Source organism: Kluyvera sichuanensis, assembly GCF_014218705.1.
In the GTDB taxonomy this organism is placed as follows: domain Bacteria; phylum Pseudomonadota; class Gammaproteobacteria; order Enterobacterales; family Enterobacteriaceae; genus Kluyvera; species Kluyvera sichuanensis.
On sequence record NZ_JABBJF010000004.1, the window covers coordinates 320618 to 338731 of the forward strand.

Consider the following 18114-nt stretch of genomic DNA (forward strand, 5'->3'; position numbering starts at 1 on the left):
TTTTACGCCCCTACAAAGTTGGTTACGTTCAGGTTGAACGTGATGGATTCGAAGCCGCGGCGCGGAGTCATAACGGCGCTAAGCCCGTTATATTTGCCGTCCTGGTAATCCGATGGATTAAGGCTAGTGTAGCTGGAGAACGGAACGGCATTGATAACGGCATTCCCTGCGTAAGTGCCCTTCTCATATTCAGCATTGAAATCGGTCTGGGTGAGTTTTGTCCCCACTACCTGACCAAGAATCAGCCCGTAGCTGATGCCATTGCGCAACGTCTTCAGGGCGCGGTTCTGCAAACGGTCAATGCCCACCTGCTCATAGTAGAGCGGGTTGATGTTGGTGTTGGAACCGTTAATTACTTCGTTCGCCAAATCCAGCTCGAGGTTGATGGCGGCCCAGGCTACCGAATACCAGTAGTTGAATGGCTTACCATCCAGCATGTGCCCCGCCACCAGCATCTTGTTGCTCAGCCCGCCTTCAGCTGCCGAGCCGATGTAGTTAATGCTGTTATCCTGCAGCGTTTTCAGCAGTGTACTGTTACCTGCCGGTGGATACTCCGTTACACCGTACATGAAGCGCCAGGACATCGGCGGAACCTGATTTGAGGATCCTGGGTCATTCGAAAGCGATGATTGAAATACCGCAGCCATAGAGAACTCGCTTGCGGCAATTGCCGGAGCCTCAACACCTGCGCACACAGACTTGTTTTCGGTTGCCACCCAATCAGCATAATTTGCGATAGTAGTGGTCACGAAGAAGTAAACCAGTGAGCTCGGCGATGTATAAAGGCCGGTAAGGGTTTTGAATGTCGCTTCATCAGCAAATTCACGCGGAACAAGGTATGAGAAGAACGTCTGGTAGGTGTTACCCAGTGCAATATCTTCGTCGATAAAGTCGCTCAGTGCGGCAACTGCAGCGGTATTGCTGACGTCGCCGAGCTCAAGCACATACACGGCGCGGTTTGTACCCTGGGTCCAGTAAGCACTGTTCATCTGCTGAATTTCCAGGGCATTAACCGTAGTCACTGTCCCCATGGTTGTCGCAGCACCCGGATCTGAGCTGAGCGGATAGGTAAACGCTGTTGAACTGGTGACCGTCGCCGTGAATGCCCCGTTATACGCGGTTGGCGCTGCGCCAGAGATAACCACTGGGACGGTATCACCGGTGGTCCAGCCATGCGGAGCAGAAAGCGTAACCGTAACCACGTTCGTCGCCCAGGCAAGAGCTGTGATGGTTTTCGCCGGAGCAAGAATGCTTTTCAGGTCATCTTTCGTAGAAAGTAGCTGGTAGCTGCCCGCTGTTAGTGTGGTGCCGCCGACCGAGACCAGCGCGCCGGACTTCAGCAATTGGGGCGGCTTCGGCGGATTGGTTACCGATACGTTGATGTTAACAATTGCCATTTAATTAACTCTCCGGATAAATGGACGGAATTGACTTAGCGATCACCTGGCGCGCGACGTTTCGCATCCGCTGCTGGCAATAGTTGATTGTGAATTTGATGGTTTTACGCATCGCAATGATGTTCAGTTCGTTCTGGGTAATGCGGTCATCCTGAATTACAGGGATATTCATCACCCCCATTTCAGCGCTATCGCTCATGGTGTACTGGTGAACGTACGTCAGGAAATCTTCCGCAGCGGAATTTCTCAACCCGGTTATAGAAATCGTCACTTCCTCGCTGACGAGCTGCCATTGGCTTGAGTAATCATCCATGTAAGCGCCAGAGGCCACACCAGTAGGGTTTGAGCACTTCACGGTTGCGTAAGGCGGCGTCAGGTTCTGCAACGACAGCATGGCCGGGTACATGGGCATATACTTGTTGAGAGCCAACCAGATAGGCAATGAACTGGACACCACAACATCACTTAGATCGATGTCGTCTGCAGATTTGATAATCTGCGACCGCATATGCGGGAAAATCGCTTCGCCGGTGTAGTGGAAAAGTCCAGCCGACTCATTCAAACCAGTACGCCGGGAGAACGAGAACTGGATGCCAAAGAACTCGCCAATGTAGAGAACGTCGCCGCCAATGTCATTGAACGGGTCGATATCCGATTGCGCGGTAAACGTCACCACGTTGCGGTCGTATAGCTGCTCGTCGTCCTGAATACTTTCGGTGGTTAGGTGCAAAAAGCCCTTAACATCCTTCGTATCCGGCGCCGGGTCAGGATCATCAGTCAGCACAGAGGCTTTTACCCAGAAAACGAAGCCATCCAGCGGCAATACCTTGCGGATGTACTTCGTGAAGGGAACCACCTCATAGCGGCTTAGATCGTCAAGTCCCTGCGTCAGAGCGGCGTTAAGCTCGGTCTTAGCAGTTTGCTGCAGTTCACTGAGGGAAGGCATTCAGCACCCCGCTTACCCAGGCGCGCATCGCTGCCTGGTATGTTCCGGTATCGATAAATGAGGGTCTCGGATTACCTTTTTTACTCTTGAATCGCTTGCTGATGCCCAGTAGTGCGCGACGGGTTGGAACACCATCAATTCCGTTCAGCTCTTCGTTATCAAGGAACGCGACAAACAGGTCATGCACGCGAGACATCGATTCAGCGAACGGATCTCGCGGCGTCGGTGCGCCGGCCAGCATATTTTCCATACCACCAGCCAGGTCATCAGCCATCAGCGCAGCAATATCCTGGCCGTGTCGGTCAAAGAACGTCTGCATGATTTTGTACTTCCCCTCGAGGAACTCAGCCACATCACCAGTGGTGGTGTTCTCGTCCTCGTAGGGAATGTCCATTACACCGAGATGCAGGGTGATCATGAGAGCCCCCACAAGCTGCCGAACTGCTGCGCAATCATCAGATAACGACGGCCCCATGGGTCTTGCAGCATCTGCAGATCCGCCAGAGAAAGGTCTTTGAAGAAATCAGGGACCAGGCGTTGCGAGCTCGTTGAGTTATCACCAGCGCCAGTGATGACACCAGCTTTAAAGTCATTGAGGCCGTATTGCTTCCTGAACTCTGCGAAAACAGATTCGGTACCATAGTTAACCAGGAACGAAGCGCCAAGGTTGTACACAGCAACGGTGTAAAAGTTCGGCATGACGATCGCGATATCCTGGTTAACCCACTCAACCGCGCCGCCATATGCCAAAGAAAATGACGGCGAGTCGTCGGGAACCTGGTCAGGAGTGATCCCCATGTCAGCTCGAACGAATTCGATAAAACCCGACAGACTGATGGTCATTATTTTTTACCCCGCTTCTCCGTCGCGATGGTTTCGCTCACCGTAGGGGTATCGTCGGTATCGTCACGCCCTTTTGTCTGCTCTGCGCTGATTTCCATGTCGCCAGAGTAACCGGTACCGCTTTCACGCAGAGAGCTATCCAACGCCGCTACGGAGGCCTGACGGCGGTTATGCGCGTTGCGGGTGAGGAAGCTGTCGTTATCACGCAGCGCTTTTTCGATGAGATTCGCTGGAACCGGCTTGTCGATGCTGTAGCACAGGCCGATAAATTCTTTGTTCTGGTCGATTTTCGACGCATCAACCAGGCCGTAAACAGCATGGTGGCTGATGATGGCATTCAGTTCTTCGGTGGAACCGTCATGCACCATCATCTGTGAGCCGTGGGTAATCGGGATTTGGCGCAGACGGCCTGATTCCAGAACGCGGAAGGTGAAGATATGGCGCTGCTTGGTTGTATTGGCGATATAGAGTTTCACTGGATTTCCCTCAAAAAAAAGCCCCCTCCGGGAACCGGAAGGAGCTCTTTGATTGCGACTGTATTATTACTGATAGGCCATCGACAGGATGGTGATAGCTTCCGGACGAACAGCCCAGCCAGAAGTGGAGCGCAGTTCAGAAAGAACATCCACCGCGCCGCCAGGGATTGGCGTCGGGATTTCGCGAGGCGCTGCCATATCGCAGAACATCAGTGCGTTTGCCGCCAGAGATGGAGACAGCTTCGCAAATTCGTTCGTGTTGATGGTCGGGTTAACCTCCGGCACCTCAACTTCAGGGATGGTAATCATCACCGCATCAGTGCCACCAGCACCGGCGCCAATCAGGGTGTCGTCATATACCCAGTCAATCTGAATACCGGCATCAGAGAGCACACCAGCCATGGTTCCTTTCACGGTCGCTGTACCGCCGCCAGGACGCTGGTATGAAGTCAGCTGGACAATCTGCTGAATTTCCATAGCGCCAAGCACACGCTGAGGGCCGAGGATGACGACGCGAAGCTGGCGGCCGAGTTGCATGGTGCGGGTTAGCGCAGCCTGCACATGGCCCAGCAGGTAAACCGCCATCTGACCATGGTCATAGGTCAGAACGGTGGTGTTGCCGTCGCTGTCAGCCGGCAGTGTTTCAGTGGTTGCGCCAACAGTATTGAGCATACCCTCGCCACCTGCCGGATTCATACCAAACAGCAGCGCGTTGCGGAGCTGCTGGAAGATGCCCTGACGCATGCCAAGGCGTTGAGCCTCGGGTAATGCCACATTCCAGTTACCAGCGGCGGCAGTATCGTGATGATCATAGATACCGCGGGCGCGGAACATGTAGGTTGGCGTGGAAATCATGCGCGCATCCAGCGCCACGCTCGGCAACTGGTTGCCGTTACCAGATTGGCTGGAAGTAACCTGGGTGCGGATATCCAGGCTGCGCATGTAAACGTACTGGTCGCCAGTTCCAAGGCGAACTTGCGGGTTACCACTTGCGATGGTTTCAAACGCGCCGGACGCCTGCTGGTAACTGATGATCAATTCCGGCGCAACATACGACGGATTGACGATGGTGTAGCTGGGGGTAATTGCAGCCATTTAAGTCAACTCCCTATTAAAGTAAGACCAGCGCAATGCTGTCGTTGTGGCCCCAGGTCAGGAATCCGGTAGTGCTGTCATAACTGACAGTTTTAGCGTTTTCCGTGCCAACGGCGAGCAGCTTCACAGGAAGAGTGATGTCTGCAATATCTACTGCGCCAATCGTGCCTTGCGTCGTGGCTGCGCCGCTTGGTGCAGTTGCCGGTGCGTAGGTGAAGGTGGTTGTGGATGGGACCGACAACACAACGACAGTGCCGTTATAGGCAGCCGGTACCACGCCGCTGATTTTTACGTACTGACCAGCGGTCAACCCGTGCGCGGAAGCAGTGGTTGCAGTCGCTACACCAGAAGCGTATGCCACGGCTGTGGTGTCGATATCAGCGCCTGAGTAACCAGCAGCCGCAGCGGTAGTCACTTCGTCATGCACAAAGTTCCATGCCAGCGGAGTACGCACCGAGGCACCAGATGTGCCGAGCGCAACGACTTGAGCAGACGCTTTAAGCGGGACGCGCATGTTAGAACCGAGTCGGTAGTAAGACACGCTCATACCGGATGCGAACTGAGGCACCGGAGATTGTGGCGTGGTCAGGCCGTTATGTGCCTGGTTAAACACCGTAAACCCTTCCAGTTCATCGACAGATGCTGCGCGGCGGATATTCGAGCCGCGCGGGCTTGACTGGTTGCCAGGCAAAAGTTCGGCGATAGCCAGGCCGCCCCACATGGGTTTCGTTTCCGTTGATACGACGGTACCGGAGGACAGGTTGAAACGGTTTGCAGGATCGTCCAGGGCCACGCCCTGAATATAACCGTCAGACTGCACGCTAAATGAGCCAAGTGCATTCGTGGTGGTCATCGGGTTGAGTGATAAATTAGCCATGCTTTAAAGCTCCCATTAAGCCTGGTTGTTGATGCGGGTTACCTGGCGCTTGCCAGACTGGAAGGGTGCCCAGGTAGCAGCCGGATCACCTTCAAAGGTGCTAATCTGGCGGCCGGTGGCGTCAGCGCGTTTAATTTCACGAAGCTGGCCAGGGCCAACAGACAGGCTTGCGGCCGACTGCGCATCCGCATAAATCTGCTTCTCAGCAATTTTGAGCACCTGAGCATCAGCGATAGATGACAGGTCAACGCCTTTGTAGTCAGCAGAGTGTTCCTGCAACTGAACCATCAGGCGGCGGCGATATGCCATCGGCTTTTCGCCAGCCAGCGGCTGCGGGGCGCGATTGCCGAATGCCGCAAATACGCTGTCCGCTTTCACCTGTGCATCAGCCAGTTCGTTGCGCTCTTCATCATTCAACTCAGTTGGGATGCGCGTTTTCAGTTCGGCGATTTCACGACGAAGATCGGAGTCGGCTTTTTCTTTTGCCGCTTTCTCTTCGGCTTCTGCGTCGGCCTTAGCCTTGGCTTCTTCAGCCTCTTTCGCTTCTGCATCAGCCTTTTCTTTCTTGGCGGCTTCCTCTGCATCAGCTTTGGCTTTGGCATCCTTCTCTTCGTCTGCCTTAGCCATTCGCGCATCAATCGCTTTGTTGATAAGCGCTACGATTTTTTCCTCGTCCATCTTTTCAGCCTCACTAGGTATGGAATCAGATTTAACGCCGGTGGGGTCAAGGAGTTTGTCCCATACGCCCTGTTCACAAATTGCAACGTGGTCTAGCAGCTGAGGGGATGGCTCCACCAGCAGAGGCTGACCGTCGACTTTGATGATTGAATCTGGCACTTCACTAAACGTGACCGTCGGTGATGTGCTCAGTTGCCTGGTCGCCATAATCTCGGCGGCTTCAGCGTCATACACGCGGGCGATCGCCCACACCTCGCCGTTATCTGCAACCCAGGCGTTAGTCAGGGTGCCGATTACACGTCTGGCGAATTCATCGCTATCGAGCTTGTTTTTCTCCGGATGCAGCCAGATAAGCGGAACACCGGCCACGCGCTGGAGAAATTCGGGGGTGAGATAGTCATCCGGGTTACGGAATGCCATCTGCTGGTCTGCGGAACGCCAGGTAACGCCTGTTCCGGTCACCCGAATGGCGTACATCCACATGTTGGTAAAGAATTGCGGGCTGCTCAGCGTACCGTCGGCAATAAGCGCCGCCACCTGCGTTTCATTGAGCGCCTGCGCCGCCATCACCTCTGCAAATGGAGGGTGTAACGGTTTTGGCATATCGTTGATGTCAAACCAGCCAGCGGCCAGAGATTCATCGTTGATGGTTGGTTCGAACGTGGTGCCAATGTCGGCCCGGTAGGTGAGATAGTCATTCGCAGCGCTGTACGGTGTCAGAGGGCCATCGTACTGATAACCCACTTCTTCCATCACCTCACGCCTTGCCGCGTCAGCTGCCATTTCTCCAGGCTCAATCTTTCCGCCCGGTGGGCACCAGGTGCCATCGTCAGAGCGCTGGATGAGAAATATCTTCTTCCCCTGCCGGAACATGATACCGCTAGCGAAAATAGCCACGATTCAATGCTCCTATGCTGCTTTCTTCATCGACTCCATAAACTTGCTACCCTTCTGGGTCAGCATGTACTCAGGGATACTGCGGATGTTGTAGATGTAGGTGACATAGCAGCGGCAAAAGACTTCTTCACCTGGCTGCGTGATTTCGTCGAGATAACCCGCAGGACCGGCTTTCACATATCCGTTTTTCTGCGCCCAGTTTCCGCGTATCAGATAGAACAACTGATCACGTTCTTTGTGGTCTTCTCGGAAGTCATACCCGGACTGCCGCCAGTGGCTGTGCCAAATCGCCGCGATCGCGTTATTACTGGTTGCGATCACGTTGTCGATGTTGGCTATCAGCTTATGGTTCTGGTCAATCATCACCCGCCGCGCTTCGAAGTCGACCTGTTCGGCAGACTTCTGAATGTGCTGGGCGGTATCCAGCATGGTTCCCTGCACGCCCGTCAGAGCGATGGAATCAGCCGTAGGGATACTGCTCGCCCAGCCACTAAAGCGGGATAGCGTGGTGTCGATGGCCTTGCGCCGGTTGAGCTGAATCAGGTCGATGCTGGAAAGTATCCGGCGGTCGAGCTCGGCGCGCAATTTCGGCTCAAGGTAGTTAATCGTGAAACGCGTTAACCCCTTGTGCCGCTTCAGTGCCCCCGCTCGGGTAACCTGCAGGTCGTAGGATTTCGTCAGACTCCTGGTGACCATCGCAAGGTAATCGTCAGCCGTTTCCCCTTCAGCAGCCTGCCGGATTAGAGCCTGCCAGCGTTCCAGTTCTTCACGCGACGAATACCCATTACGCAGAAAGAACTTCACCGCATCGCGTACGGTTCTGGTGAAGGTGTTCATAGCATCATCCCGCCGCCGGGCTCAGTCTCTGTTGGTTCCCCTTTTGGGGGATTTGCCTCGAGGGAGTCGTAATCCAGACCCAAACGCTGCGGGAACAGACGTTCGTTCGCGTTGGCGTTCTGCTGCATCCACTCGATGAGGTCTGCCCGGTTCGTAGGGTCATCCTTCAACTGAGGAAGCAACACCTCAGCCATGCTGATAATCGCTTTGAAGCGAATCTCATCAACTTTCACCTTCTCGCTTTCCGCCTCTTTCAGGGAGGACGGCCAGCGGTATTCAAAGTTGTTTATCCACTTGGTGAAGCAGGCGGTGTACGTAACCTTCAATTCCGGCATCTCAGCGCGAAGAGCCTGGAAGAACTCAAAGCTCCATGCCCGGTACTGGCAAATGCGGATGAAGAAGTTGTACAAAGTTTCCATCCAGGCGCGCATGTCGTCGATGTACACGGCGACAGCCTTGGCATCCTCCGTACCCTCGCCAAACCCCTGGGTGAAGGTTTCGCTATTCAGGATGATTGCTGGCATGTCAGCAGCGGCGGCGATGTTCGCCAGGATGTGGTTACGTGCTGAGTCGAGCGGTTTTTCGAGGTTGCTCAGGTCGATTGACTCCACCGTATCGGTATCGCCAATTTGCAGAACCTCCCCCGTTTTCCCGCGCTTCAGCATCATGCGCTTAATGCCGCTGAGCTTCTGCATCATGTTGTTGACGACAGAGCTTGGACCTTTGATTTTGGTAACCAGCAGGCCGCCTTTCACTGCAACCATGTCATCGGTACGCATGGTCTGGATGAACGATTTCAGCGGGAACAGAGCGCGCTGGTAGACACTACGCCCGGTAAAACCGAATGCAGCCGGGTTGTAAGCCAGGTAAATCGGGTCTTCGTTTTGAATAACGACGCATCGCGATTTGTGGTACGGCTTCCCGGCAACGGTAATGCCATCAACTTTCTGGAAGTCGCGAGCATTCGGATCCTGATTCAACACGATACTGCCGGCGGTGTTGAGAGGGTCCAGAATGTTGAAGCTGACGTTGTGCTTATACAGAGTGGTAAAGTCAATAGCCTGTGATGGCTCCTGATTATCCACCAGCATCGCGATTGCCGCAGTACCGTAAATACGAGCAATGCGCGACGCGTTAGCGATGTGACGATCCGCGCCGAGAGCTTTCCACTCTTTTTCAAATGCATCCCGCAGGCGCTGCTCAAGCGAGTACGTTCCAGCGATGTGGACGGTACGCGGCTCATTCATCGCCATCTTAACCGGCCGGTCGACCATCTTCCCGCCGAGCGGGTGATAAAGGTAAATCGTTTTGCAGGTCTGATAGCCCGCCGTCATCCCCGGCTGGATGTCATCACTTTCAAGGAGCGTGACAAGCTCCGGCGAACTGCTGCCGATTTCGAAATCATCTTCGTTCATTGGTTTTCTCGTCAGAGTGCGTCGCCGTTACCGAACGCGATGATCAGCCCGTAGGTGTAGTCATCGAGCAGGTCGTCAGCGCGGTTCTGTGCTTTCTTGTCGGCCAGGTGGAATCGGGAAACCTGCTTATGGAAGTGATTTGCGGTCTCACCTTTGAATACGGCGGTTTTCTCGTAGGCGTATCGGGATATTTTCGCGAGCCCACGGTAGTGATAACCGGATGCCATAATGGCGCGCTCGTCCTTCCCTTTGCTGGTTAGTGCTGATTCAATTTTATTGACCGGCCACCCGAGGCTTTCGCCTTTTTGCAGAAGGATGCTGCCCATGCTGGCATCTTCGATAAAAACGCCCAGGCTGCCGTTGACGGCCACGCACTGGCCTGAAAGCTCGTTGAGCCTCTCAAACACTGAAGGCATCCATACTTCAAGCAGCGCGCCATCAATCTGTACCACATCCCAGTCAAGGATGGTTAGGCGCATCAGCCCTGGACGCATATCAACGGCGTAATAGACAACAGCGGTTCCGTCGTGCTCAGCACCGCCTTTAACCGCAGTATCCATGACGGCAAATACCGCCTGGCACATTTCCGGGTAATCAACCGGCTGCTCGTCGACAAACCACTTACTCACGTCAAACAGAGCATCAGCGGACCAGTCTACGAACTCCGCGAGAAACTCCTGGCGGAATACTCGAGGCTCGCATCGCTCCCGCTCTTTCTCCAGTTCATCAGGAGGAACAAACGGGTTTGAAGATGTCGGCGCGTGGTGCTGATGAAATCCGTGCTTGGGGTCGTTACAGATGGCGTAGAAGAAGTTGTCTTCATCAACACCATCAGGCGTAGAAAATACGTAGGCGCGGCCCTTTGTCGTCAGCAGCGTCGGCTTTATGGACTTAGGCCATATCTCCGTGAGCATTTCTGGCGATTTGGTGAATGCGGCCTCATCAATCAGAACCAGATCATATTCACGACCGCGCCCGGCCAGTTTGTTGTCGTTGGTAACCCAGAAGTCGACCTTTCCGCCGTTCTTCAGCAGCAGGCGCTTTTCCTGCCGGCTAAAGCTTTTCTTCAGGGGGAGCAGGATTTCTTCGAGCTTGTCGTAGATCTCCTGATACTGACGATATTCAGCAGTGAAAATACCCACCCGGCCGCCGAGCTCAATATCCATTCCCGGGCGTTTAAATGGCGCGGTGGAGTACGTAACGGCAGCACTGGAAAGCATAAAGGTCTTACCCCAACGCCTTCCGCAGCGAACTGCATTAAGTGGGTAATCCCAGGCATCAGACCAGACTTTCAGCTGCCCGTCATGCAGCGTAGGCAGGTGAATATCAGCCATATCATCTTCCCGGTATCGGCAATGCGTTATGCACGACGATCGCGTTATCGCTGCCGCCGTCTTTCAACACGCCCACTTCAAGCTCTATTTTCTCAGTAGCTGCTTCTCGGTACGCTGAATCAACCTGCATCTTCGCGAGGTTCCCCTTCGTGTACTCGAGGGATTCAATGCGCGCCGTGTTTCGGTGCATGGATTTCTCAGCGGAAGAAATAAGGTCGTGCAGCGCCTTGGCTTCATCGCCATCCTTACCTTCCAGTTCTTCTCGCCAGCGGCCAATATTCTCCGCAGCGGTGAGGCTCGCAGCTCGCAGCCAGAACAACTCATCATCCAGCGTCAGCGCTTGAGCATCTTCCGTCACAGCATCAGAGAGCAGCATGCGGCGGCCGTAGCCACCGTGTTTCAGTGCATGCTGGTTACCGGGCTGGAATGGGTTTGTTGGTGGTGACCGCCTGGAGCCACGTATCGGTTTCGTTTCTGGAGAATTTGAGGGTTTGCTGCGATTTGCTGGTTTATCTGCTTTTGCTGATGACCTTTGCTTATTGCTCTTTCCCTTCTGCGAATTCGCATTTTTTTTCGCGCTTACTTTCTGCGAATTCGCACCGTAATTCGTAACTTTTATGTAGCGCTTTGCGGTCGAGTAATTCAGTCCCTGCGCTTCGCACCATTCTTTTGGGGAAATGCCGGATTTGGCATGTTCGGACAGGAACCGTTGCTGAAGCTCGCCCCAGTCCGGTTTTGCCATTACTGTTTCCTCAGGTTGTCATTATTGAAGCCACTCAGTGAATGGCCTCTGTAATGTCAATCGACCAGGAACTTGTCAGTTTTGTGGCACATCTCGCCTTCCAGTAACTCAGCGCCGGTAGCAGTAACAATGACGGTGTGGTGTGGGTGAACGTTTTCCGCCAGCCATTTAATCAGCGGTTCGGCTGCTTGTTCGAAGCTGGTTTGTTTCTCTTCCATAATGACCTCTAAGTGGTGATATTAAGATCCGCTATTGCGCGGACCTGATATTCTCGATTTCCCGTATCCCCGCCAACTGGTTATTCGCCTTCTCAATGGCTGACAGCAGCGGGTTAATCCACAGAACAGCCTGGCAGTACGTTATTGAGCTGGCGGTAGCGGGGCTATCACTGGCTGTGTCAGCGTTCCCGGTATCGGTGTGCATTGCGCTGGCACGTAAACGGTTCGCGTAGTTGAGCAACCCACCAGCGACATCAGCAGGAACAGGCAGATCACAGGTTTTTTCACGGCGTAGAATCTCCCGGTATTCGATGACAGTTTTCTCGGCACCAGCATCTATCAGCGAGTTGAGGCGGCTGGCGTTCTCCGCCACCTGGTTAAACCGGTTAAAGTTGAAGGCTTGAGTGGTTATTACCGTCGCCTGTAGTGCGTTGTCGCTGCGCAGCACCTGGTTTTCACTCTCGGATGTATTCAGTGCCGCATTGCTGCGCACCAGCAGCACACAGAGCACCGCAATGATGGTTACGATGACCACCAGCAAGATAGCGCGCCAGCCGATTTTCAAATCCGCCAGCGTGATCATTTCAGTCCATCCATGCAGAGTTGCTTCTCCGCGTCACGGCGCTTAACGAGGCCCGGTAAAATGGTCTTTCCGTCGTATACCCACCGCGTAAACTGGTTACAGGCTGAAGGCCACGCTGCGGGACCGTCACGCAGCAGTGCGTAAAGCGTGGATTTCCGCATCGCGCCGCAGCCGACATTGAAGGTGATAGAGGTGACAGCGGAGAATGTGTCATCGCTGAGCCGCTTACCGCTGGCGTAGCTGTTAACGCATTTCTCCGCTTCAAGAATGTTCATTTCCCAGTCGCGAGCGATCTGCTCATCCGTTTTGCGGACACCAGCTTCAACGCCGTGGGTATTTCCGATGCCGTCAGTCAGCACACCAGCCGGACATACGTAAGGATCGCGGCGGCAGGATTCAGCATTGCCGATAAGCTCGAGGCCTCTCTCGTTCGTACGCACATGACCGGCGTTCAGCACTATGGCAATGATGGTACCGACGGAACACACAACGCCCACCGCACCGCTTTTCTTACTCAGCTTCAACTGGGCCACTGGTAATTCTCCGCATTGCCTCCGTCACCACCTCAGCGGACGCCGGGCGATCAGAGTGTGGTTTTTGACTCACATCAGCCAGGTAATCAGCCAGCAGCTGTGTACGTTTCTTTTCTTCTTCGAGGCGTTCCCGCTCTTCTTTGCGCTTCGCGTAATAGGTCTTTATCGTGAAGTACGCCGATATCAGTGCGCCGAGGATAAATACGTAGTCCTGTAAACTGAGCAAGGAAAATACCCCCAGAGCGGTTGACCACCAGTACGGCAGGTTATGTCCATCTGTCGGGTTCATACGTTGCATTCCACACCTCCGGAGCTACGGGGTGCTGTGTGTAAAGGGGTTCAGGCTCTCGGGCTGATTTAACAACAACACACGTCGAGGATTTTTCCCGGAGCCTGAAAATAAAAAAGCCAGCACGAAGGCTGGCAATATGAGGGTGTTGAGTTGAGCTTTCGCTCTTATGGTCCTGGTAGGGATTTGGTGTGTGGTGGCGAGCGCCCATCTCTCGCTAACATCAATCGGAGGTTTCGCTCCGCTATGTTATTGGCCGGGTATTAGCCGATATGTTCTTTCACCACAACGGAAAGAGCACTGGCTGCCCGGGTGGCTTTAGTCGCGTCTACCGGTTTTCGCCTTGTTCAATGCTCTTACCTGTTGTGCAGTATCAATCTGGCTCAGGGCTCTCGCGTATGAGCTTCAACGTGTCGTGCAGCACGTATTCACTCAAAAGCCCTGACCGGATTGCAGATACAAAAAAGCCCCGAGCTATTAACTCAGGGCCGTCGAATGAATGCACTACTCCATCATTGAGTTCAGATTAAGCAAATATCGCCACTTTGTAAAGCACGTTTTCTCCATTAATCCTAATTTGTAGAAAATCATTATTATCGTGTGACTTTGCTCAACATCTGGTTTGCATACTCTTCCTGCTTAATGCACTCACCAACCAAACTCTCGAAGAAGTCCTTGTAAGACCTACGCCACGTGGTTTCCGGGATATCTACAATAGTAGCGCTGATGTATTGACGTACGCTATCTGGAAGCAATCTGGCGTAGCCTCTGCCACTGCAGCGTGAACAGGTTTTATATGCCGGAACGCCACCCTGGAGAATTGTTTTCTCTTTGTCTAAAACAACACCTTTCCCGCTGCACTGGCATGCATTGGTTAATACGCCCTTCCCTTTGCATTTGTGGCAGAGAGCCTTAACAGTCTCTTTGCGCTCTTCCATGTGTGGCCGGCCAATGCTCTTCATGGTCATCACTTCGGCTTCGACAAACTTATTGCCACCGCAGCAATCGCACGTTCTGGTGCTGGCGGCGCTGCGTGAGTAGTCGGTAAAGGCGAAGGTTGCGAGCGCTTGAATCACCTTCGGTTTAACATCGGATTCAAGCTTGCGAATGGCGGCTATCTTGTCGCAGTGAGTCAGGGCGTGTTGGGTGAGCAGTTCAATGGCGCGGGAGCGATCGTAATCGCTGATACCCATCTTCCCGAGGAATGCACTGAACCCGAGAGATGCTCGGCTCTGCGTCATGCCAATGGCTGCCATGATATCGGTACCGGTTAAAGATTCTGATGCCGTAGCGCGGGGAGAATCGCTAATCATCGTTGACTTAGCGAAGTGATATTTCACTGTGTTTTCGAGATTCATGCTGATGTTCCTTCAGGCTGTTTGGCTTGCTTCGGTTTGCTGTGCTTTGCGATCGGCTTAAGACTGGCTCGCCTGATGCTTTCGAGTTCGTAACGCTCTCTTTGCTGTGGGGTCATTGTTGCCACCTCAGCGCTGATTCGAGTTCCGTCTGTGGTATCGCCAGAAGTGTTTCGCGCTGCTGCGCGGTAATGTTTCTCATGCCCATGAAAACAATCCCTGCAGGTGTCATGACAGCAGCTACGTTCTTGCTGCGGTACCAGTTGAGCAATGCGAGTGTGTTGTGATGACTCATGCGGTCTCCCTGATAAGCTCAAAGTCATTCAGGTAAAGGCCGCCGAAGCTATACAGGATGCCTTCACGGATGCTTTCTAGCGTTGCATAAGGGAAGTAGTCCAGATAGAACTCAGTCGCCCTGCCAGAGGCACACAGAAGCTCTGAGTAGTGATTAACGCGGATAACGAAAAGCACATCCTGGAAGATTGCCGCCGTTTCACATGGGTAATGGATTTTATTCATGCTGCAATCTCCTGCTTCAGTTCTTTGAGCTTTACGCGGTAGTGCGATGCCAGTGCGTCGAGTTCTTCACGTGTCCATTTCTTTGCTTCGTGCGGACCCATCAGGCGGTCATAAGCGGCCTGACCAATCTTTGCGATCAGCCGTGGACGGTATTCGCCGATATTCCCTGACAAGTAGGAGTTACAGGCCTCACACTGGATATGGCAGTTGGTTTCGTCGTAGCGGGTTTCTGGCGATGCGCCGACAGTACGGAAGTGACCGGCGTTCATCTTCGCTCCGGAGTTGCGACCGCAACTGATACAAGGCTGACCTGCATCACGCTGGCGAATAAACGCGTTAAACGCTGCCTGAGCGCGTTTGTGGTATTGGCTAAGTGGTTGCAAGGCTTTCTTGCGAATTTTCAGTTCACGGCGCTCCTGTTGCGCTTCCTGCTTGCGCTTTCGCTCTGCCGCCAGTTTATTCTTGGCTAACAGGAGTTGGCTGTACTCGAATCCATGCTCAGGACAGCACCACCAGACGTTGTCATAGGTAGCGGTGAATTTGGTCTTGCAGATTTTGCAGCTTCGGCGGGATGGTTTACGCATCATGAAGCCCTCCCGAAGTAGTCACCGCGGTAGCGCACATCACGAAGCTGGATATTCTGACTTACTGCGAATGCCTGGGTGTACTCAATCAGGCTATTCATGCGCTTCACGCCCATTGATGACGTGCTTTCCCGGATAGCTACAAGCTCGCCTTCAAGGCCAGCGATAACCTTTCCCTGCCCGCCAGTAGCGATGGAGTGCCCGGATACCAGAATTGATTTCCACGATGGAAGTGACCATGCAGAACCGGCCCAGCGGATTCTTGCTTTCGCAAAATCGCCGCACAGAGCGTGGAACAAAGCATTTTGAGGAAGAGTGCGCTTAGGGTCAGCAAAGCTAACCACAAGCGGCATAGAATCACTTACAGGCTGTTTGTTGATGTAGTCGATGAGGTTGCGACGAATCTGCTCGTCACGAAGATAGAATTTTACGCTCACGCTTCACCTCCGCAGAGGTCAAACGCAGAATGCAGAAAAGCACAGGTGCCGAAAAGCATCTGTGACAGGTGATATGTTACTTCGTAGTACTGGTGCACATTAATGTCCCCATTAATGCGCCGGATGCATTACCGCCGGGCGTTCAACTCCGACGGCAATGCAATTATAACCAGTGATATGACTAAATCAAACGATGTTGCGTGACGTTGAGAATTATTTCACCGGAGATTCAGGTAGCGGCATCCAGTGGGTTGGCTGGCATTCATATGAATCGCTGACAACATGAACGCCGCTTAAAATAGACCAGCCACCAAAATACATTCTCGCAACGTATTGCTCTCCAGAACTATCGTCGAAGCACAGGACATCGACTTCATTTTCTGGCTTCTTGTCTTCCACTTTTATCCAGTTATTCATATTCTCACCATAATTTTACTCCAGGCATTATACATCACTGCGCCGCTTTGCGTTCTGCGGAGGATTTAGGCATTACTTATCACCGATGTAATCTTGCTCAGCGGACACGCCACACCTACAGGATGATGCCCATTGCAGAGATAGCATCGAATACCGTTGAGCGGTTCATGACTGTATTGAACTTGCTCAACATCTACCAGAGCATCACGAAATGCAACTGCAACAACCTTGCCGCCGAACGCTTCCATGTGTGCATGTACTGCCGGTTCTTCTCCATCCTTAAACTCAATGACGAAAGTTAACTTGCCCATCACTTCACCTCCTTCGGTGCTGCCGGCAGTGGCTGCCAGTGAGTTGGCTTGCAATAAACGCCCCCACCATTCGGAAGCGATGCAAACCTAAACCACCCCTCTGTTTCATTTAGTTCCATGTGGCCAACCATCTGCTCTTTCTTATCAGCGCAGTAAACCTGCACATCAACATCGCGTTCCGGAATCCGCTCGCTTACCGGAATCCAACCATCCGGAGTTACCGGAGAGTTTCCAGGCTCGCACCCTTTAGCCCAATCTACACCAACCCACAACGGAGGATTCCCAGCCTGAAGCATAGCGGCGCGGCGCAACTTCTCCGGAACATCAGCCCACACGCCAGAGTAGTAATCAGTATTAGGGTCACAATGGTCAAGCAAGTCTTCTATCGCTGATGCGGCCATGTGAAGCAGGTCTTCTTGAGCCACCGGCACCGCCTCCCGACTCACCAGCAGCTCTTCTAGCCCTTTAATTGCATCAGCGATGACGTATGCCATATCACCACCGTTCTGGTACTGAATGGAACGCTGCAGCTCGTCACGAACGCGTTCAATACGCTCAGCCGTGAGAGGCCCGTTTGCCGGGTGGTTAGCTGGGTCTGTTAAGTTGATTGTCATGCTGCACGTTCCGCCATGATTTCTGCTTTCTGCTCATCGTCGAGAATGTCATCAGACACAATCGCCACACGGTTACCGCCGCTCCAGGAAACAGCCGCGCTTTCTTTGATGGCCTTATTTAGCGCATCAGCAGCATCAAGAACAGCTTGCGGAAGTGAGTAGTAATCGCCGCCGTCTGGAATTATCTCTTCGCAATGCTGTTCAATGTCGAACTCTGGCGGATAGTTCGGCTCACAGATAAGCAGCTGCAATTCTCTAGGTAGTACGGAGTGCTCCAGGCAGTAGTCAGCCAACGATTCGACATCGAAGAAGTAATGGTCATCGTCGAATAAAACTAGTGGCTCACCAGCCCATACCGCGCGCTCAATTTCAGCAAATTTAGCCTGGCGGCTTTCGCGATGGCATTCTTCGCAATAACCATGGGTACTGTGAATCGGGTGCTCATCTGGCTTATTTTTGCATTTGCGATGTGTTGCGCCGCACCAACGAGCCTGATATTCATCATCGCCCCAGAATCGCCCATGACGGTCAACCCAACCAGTTAAAGTCTTGATGCTGGCGGCTTCATCACTATCCATCATTACAATTTTTTCGATAGCTTTGCTCATTGTCCTTCTCCTTTGATAACCTGGATGCCAGCGGCGGCGAGCATTTCCAAAATCGCCGTCTTGTTAAACCAGTGTCCTGCGGCATATGGCACCATTACCGCATGCCCAC

At 53.2% G+C, this 18114-nt stretch carries 25 protein-coding genes; all 25 read right to left on the reverse strand.

The annotated features are described in order from the left end of the window. Positions 1 to 2: 2 nt before the first annotated feature. Positions 3 to 1397 (reverse strand): hypothetical protein, encoded by a 1395-nt coding sequence (locus HII27_RS07435; RefSeq protein ID WP_185667285.1) that lies wholly within the window; start codon positions 1395 to 1397, stop codon positions 3 to 5. A 4-nt stretch (positions 1398 to 1401) separates the two neighbouring features. Beyond that, on the reverse strand, positions 1402 to 2343 hold the full coding sequence (locus tag HII27_RS07440; RefSeq protein WP_185667286.1) for a hypothetical protein: 942 nt from the start codon (positions 2341 to 2343) through the stop codon (positions 1402 to 1404). Then, positions 2327 to 2761, reverse strand: a complete 435-nt coding sequence (locus HII27_RS07445; RefSeq protein ID WP_185667287.1) for a hypothetical protein — start codon at positions 2759 to 2761, stop codon at positions 2327 to 2329. Before HII27_RS07445 ends, HII27_RS07440 begins: the two co-directional genes overlap by 17 nt. Next, positions 2758 to 3186 (reverse strand): hypothetical protein, encoded by a 429-nt coding sequence (locus HII27_RS07450; RefSeq protein WP_185667288.1) that lies wholly within the window; start codon positions 3184 to 3186, stop codon positions 2758 to 2760. The genes HII27_RS07445 and HII27_RS07450 overlap by 4 nt, the downstream gene beginning before the upstream one ends. After that, a complete protein-coding gene (locus tag HII27_RS07455) occupies positions 3186 to 3662 on the reverse strand; it encodes a hypothetical protein (protein ID WP_185667289.1) in 477 nt (158 codons plus the stop codon). Before HII27_RS07455 ends, HII27_RS07450 begins: the two co-directional genes overlap by 1 nt. A 66-nt stretch (positions 3663 to 3728) precedes the next feature. Next, entirely contained in the window at positions 3729 to 4757 is a 1029-nt protein-coding gene (locus HII27_RS07460; RefSeq protein ID WP_185667290.1) for a DUF2184 domain-containing protein, read from the reverse strand. Positions 4758 to 4773: 16 nt separating this feature from the next. Then, entirely contained in the window at positions 4774 to 5634 is an 861-nt protein-coding gene (locus HII27_RS07465) for a hypothetical protein (RefSeq protein ID WP_185667291.1), read from the reverse strand. 15 nt (positions 5635 to 5649) lie between these two features. Then, entirely contained in the window at positions 5650 to 7209 is a 1560-nt protein-coding gene (locus tag HII27_RS07470) for an NUDIX hydrolase (RefSeq protein ID WP_185667292.1), read from the reverse strand. Between the two features lie 12 nt (positions 7210 to 7221). Continuing rightward, entirely contained in the window at positions 7222 to 8046 is an 825-nt protein-coding gene (locus HII27_RS07475) for a hypothetical protein (protein WP_185667293.1), read from the reverse strand. Continuing rightward, on the reverse strand, positions 8043 to 9461 hold the full coding sequence (locus HII27_RS07480; RefSeq protein ID WP_185667294.1) for an anti-CBASS protein Acb1 family protein: 1419 nt from the start codon (positions 9459 to 9461) through the stop codon (positions 8043 to 8045). Before HII27_RS07480 ends, HII27_RS07475 begins: the two co-directional genes overlap by 4 nt. 11 nt (positions 9462 to 9472) lie before the next feature. After that, the gene (locus HII27_RS07485) at positions 9473 to 10795 is read right to left on the reverse strand and encodes a terminase large subunit domain-containing protein (RefSeq protein WP_185667295.1); all 1323 of its coding nucleotides are present in this window, start codon (positions 10793 to 10795) and stop codon (positions 9473 to 9475) included. A gap of 1 nt (position 10796) precedes the next feature. Then, positions 10797 to 11537, reverse strand: coding sequence for a hypothetical protein (locus HII27_RS07490; protein WP_185667296.1), 741 nt, complete (start codon positions 11535 to 11537; stop codon positions 10797 to 10799). A 56-nt stretch (positions 11538 to 11593) separates the two neighbouring features. Further along, positions 11594 to 11755 (reverse strand): hypothetical protein, encoded by a 162-nt coding sequence (locus HII27_RS07495; protein WP_185667297.1) that lies wholly within the window; start codon positions 11753 to 11755, stop codon positions 11594 to 11596. 31 nt (positions 11756 to 11786) lie between these two features. Beyond that, positions 11787 to 12338, reverse strand: coding sequence for a hypothetical protein (locus HII27_RS07500; protein ID WP_185667298.1), 552 nt, complete (start codon positions 12336 to 12338; stop codon positions 11787 to 11789). Beyond that, positions 12335 to 12871, reverse strand: a complete 537-nt coding sequence (locus tag HII27_RS07505) for a lysozyme (protein WP_185667299.1) — start codon at positions 12869 to 12871, stop codon at positions 12335 to 12337. Before HII27_RS07505 ends, HII27_RS07500 begins: the two co-directional genes overlap by 4 nt. Further along, on the reverse strand, positions 12849 to 13169 hold the full coding sequence (locus HII27_RS07510) for a hypothetical protein (RefSeq protein WP_185667300.1): 321 nt from the start codon (positions 13167 to 13169) through the stop codon (positions 12849 to 12851). The genes HII27_RS07505 and HII27_RS07510 overlap by 23 nt, the downstream gene beginning before the upstream one ends. Before the next feature lie 584 nt (positions 13170 to 13753). Further along, the gene (locus tag HII27_RS07515; protein WP_185667301.1) at positions 13754 to 14518 is read right to left on the reverse strand and encodes an antitermination protein; all 765 of its coding nucleotides are present in this window, start codon (positions 14516 to 14518) and stop codon (positions 13754 to 13756) included. A 112-nt stretch (positions 14519 to 14630) separates the two neighbouring features. Further along, a complete protein-coding gene (locus HII27_RS07520; protein ID WP_185667302.1) occupies positions 14631 to 14810 on the reverse strand; it encodes a hypothetical protein in 180 nt (59 codons plus the stop codon). Next, complete coding sequence (locus tag HII27_RS07525; RefSeq protein WP_185667303.1) at positions 14807 to 15034, reverse strand: hypothetical protein; 228 nt, start codon at positions 15032 to 15034, stop codon at positions 14807 to 14809. Before HII27_RS07525 ends, HII27_RS07520 begins: the two co-directional genes overlap by 4 nt. Then, positions 15031 to 15621 (reverse strand): recombination protein NinG, encoded by a 591-nt coding sequence (locus HII27_RS07530; RefSeq protein WP_185667304.1) that lies wholly within the window; start codon positions 15619 to 15621, stop codon positions 15031 to 15033. The genes HII27_RS07525 and HII27_RS07530 overlap by 4 nt, the downstream gene beginning before the upstream one ends. Next, positions 15618 to 16055 carry a recombination protein NinB gene (locus tag HII27_RS07535; RefSeq protein ID WP_185667305.1) on the reverse strand — a complete coding sequence of 146 codons (438 nt, stop codon included), beginning with the start codon at positions 16053 to 16055 and terminating at the stop codon, positions 15618 to 15620. The genes HII27_RS07530 and HII27_RS07535 overlap by 4 nt, the downstream gene beginning before the upstream one ends. A gap of 213 nt (positions 16056 to 16268) precedes the next feature. Next, positions 16269 to 16472: a DUF551 domain-containing protein gene (locus HII27_RS07540; RefSeq protein WP_185667306.1), complete on the reverse strand. Its 204-nt coding sequence runs from the start codon at positions 16470 to 16472 to the stop codon at positions 16269 to 16271. 65 nt (positions 16473 to 16537) lie between these two features. Next, positions 16538 to 16783, reverse strand: a complete 246-nt coding sequence (locus tag HII27_RS07545; RefSeq protein ID WP_185667307.1) for a hypothetical protein — start codon at positions 16781 to 16783, stop codon at positions 16538 to 16540. Beyond that, on the reverse strand, positions 16783 to 17397 hold the full coding sequence (locus HII27_RS07550) for a DUF551 domain-containing protein (RefSeq protein ID WP_223883168.1): 615 nt from the start codon (positions 17395 to 17397) through the stop codon (positions 16783 to 16785). The genes HII27_RS07545 and HII27_RS07550 overlap by 1 nt, the downstream gene beginning before the upstream one ends. Beyond that, the gene (locus HII27_RS07555) at positions 17394 to 18005 is read right to left on the reverse strand and encodes a hypothetical protein (protein ID WP_185667308.1); all 612 of its coding nucleotides are present in this window, start codon (positions 18003 to 18005) and stop codon (positions 17394 to 17396) included. The genes HII27_RS07550 and HII27_RS07555 overlap by 4 nt, the downstream gene beginning before the upstream one ends. Positions 18006 to 18114: the final 109 nt, after the last annotated feature.

Coding starts and splice junctions, on each gene's coding strand:
- HII27_RS07480 (WP_185667294.1), bottom strand. CDS start 9,461: ATGAACGAAGATGATTTCGAAATCGGCAGCAGTTCGCCGGAGCTTGTC.
- HII27_RS07445 (WP_185667287.1), bottom strand. CDS start 2,761: ATGATCACCCTGCATCTCGGTGTAATGGACATTCCCTACGAGGACGAG.
- HII27_RS07465 (WP_185667291.1), bottom strand. CDS start 5,634: ATGGCTAATTTATCACTCAACCCGATGACCACCACGAATGCACTTGGC.
- HII27_RS07495 (WP_185667297.1), bottom strand. CDS start 11,755: ATGGAAGAGAAACAAACCAGCTTCGAACAAGCAGCCGAACCGCTGATT.
- HII27_RS07450 (WP_185667288.1), bottom strand. CDS start 3,186: ATGACCATCAGTCTGTCGGGTTTTATCGAATTCGTTCGAGCTGACATG.
- HII27_RS07460 (WP_185667290.1), bottom strand. CDS start 4,757: ATGGCTGCAATTACCCCCAGCTACACCATCGTCAATCCGTCGTATGTT.
- HII27_RS07550 (WP_223883168.1), bottom strand. CDS start 17,397: ATGACAATCAACTTAACAGACCCAGCTAACCACCCGGCAAACGGGCCT.
- HII27_RS07545 (WP_185667307.1), bottom strand. CDS start 16,783: ATGGGCAAGTTAACTTTCGTCATTGAGTTTAAGGATGGAGAAGAACCG.
- HII27_RS07510 (WP_185667300.1), bottom strand. CDS start 13,169: ATGCAACGTATGAACCCGACAGATGGACATAACCTGCCGTACTGGTGG.
- HII27_RS07440 (WP_185667286.1), bottom strand. CDS start 2,343: ATGCCTTCCCTCAGTGAACTGCAGCAAACTGCTAAGACCGAGCTTAAC.
- HII27_RS07555 (WP_185667308.1), bottom strand. CDS start 18,005: ATGAGCAAAGCTATCGAAAAAATTGTAATGATGGATAGTGATGAAGCC.
- HII27_RS07475 (WP_185667293.1), bottom strand. CDS start 8,046: ATGAACACCTTCACCAGAACCGTACGCGATGCGGTGAAGTTCTTTCTG.
- HII27_RS07525 (WP_185667303.1), bottom strand. CDS start 15,034: ATGAATAAAATCCATTACCCATGTGAAACGGCGGCAATCTTCCAGGAT.
- HII27_RS07515 (WP_185667301.1), bottom strand. CDS start 14,518: ATGAATCTCGAAAACACAGTGAAATATCACTTCGCTAAGTCAACGATG.
- HII27_RS07485 (WP_185667295.1), bottom strand. CDS start 10,795: ATGGCTGATATTCACCTGCCTACGCTGCATGACGGGCAGCTGAAAGTC.
- HII27_RS07530 (WP_185667304.1), bottom strand. CDS start 15,621: ATGATGCGTAAACCATCCCGCCGAAGCTGCAAAATCTGCAAGACCAAA.
- HII27_RS07520 (WP_185667302.1), bottom strand. CDS start 14,810: ATGAGTCATCACAACACACTCGCATTGCTCAACTGGTACCGCAGCAAG.
- HII27_RS07435 (WP_185667285.1), bottom strand. CDS start 1,397: ATGGCAATTGTTAACATCAACGTATCGGTAACCAATCCGCCGAAGCCG.
- HII27_RS07500 (WP_185667298.1), bottom strand. CDS start 12,338: ATGATCACGCTGGCGGATTTGAAAATCGGCTGGCGCGCTATCTTGCTG.
- HII27_RS07490 (WP_185667296.1), bottom strand. CDS start 11,537: ATGGCAAAACCGGACTGGGGCGAGCTTCAGCAACGGTTCCTGTCCGAA.
- HII27_RS07540 (WP_185667306.1), bottom strand. CDS start 16,472: ATGAATAACTGGATAAAAGTGGAAGACAAGAAGCCAGAAAATGAAGTC.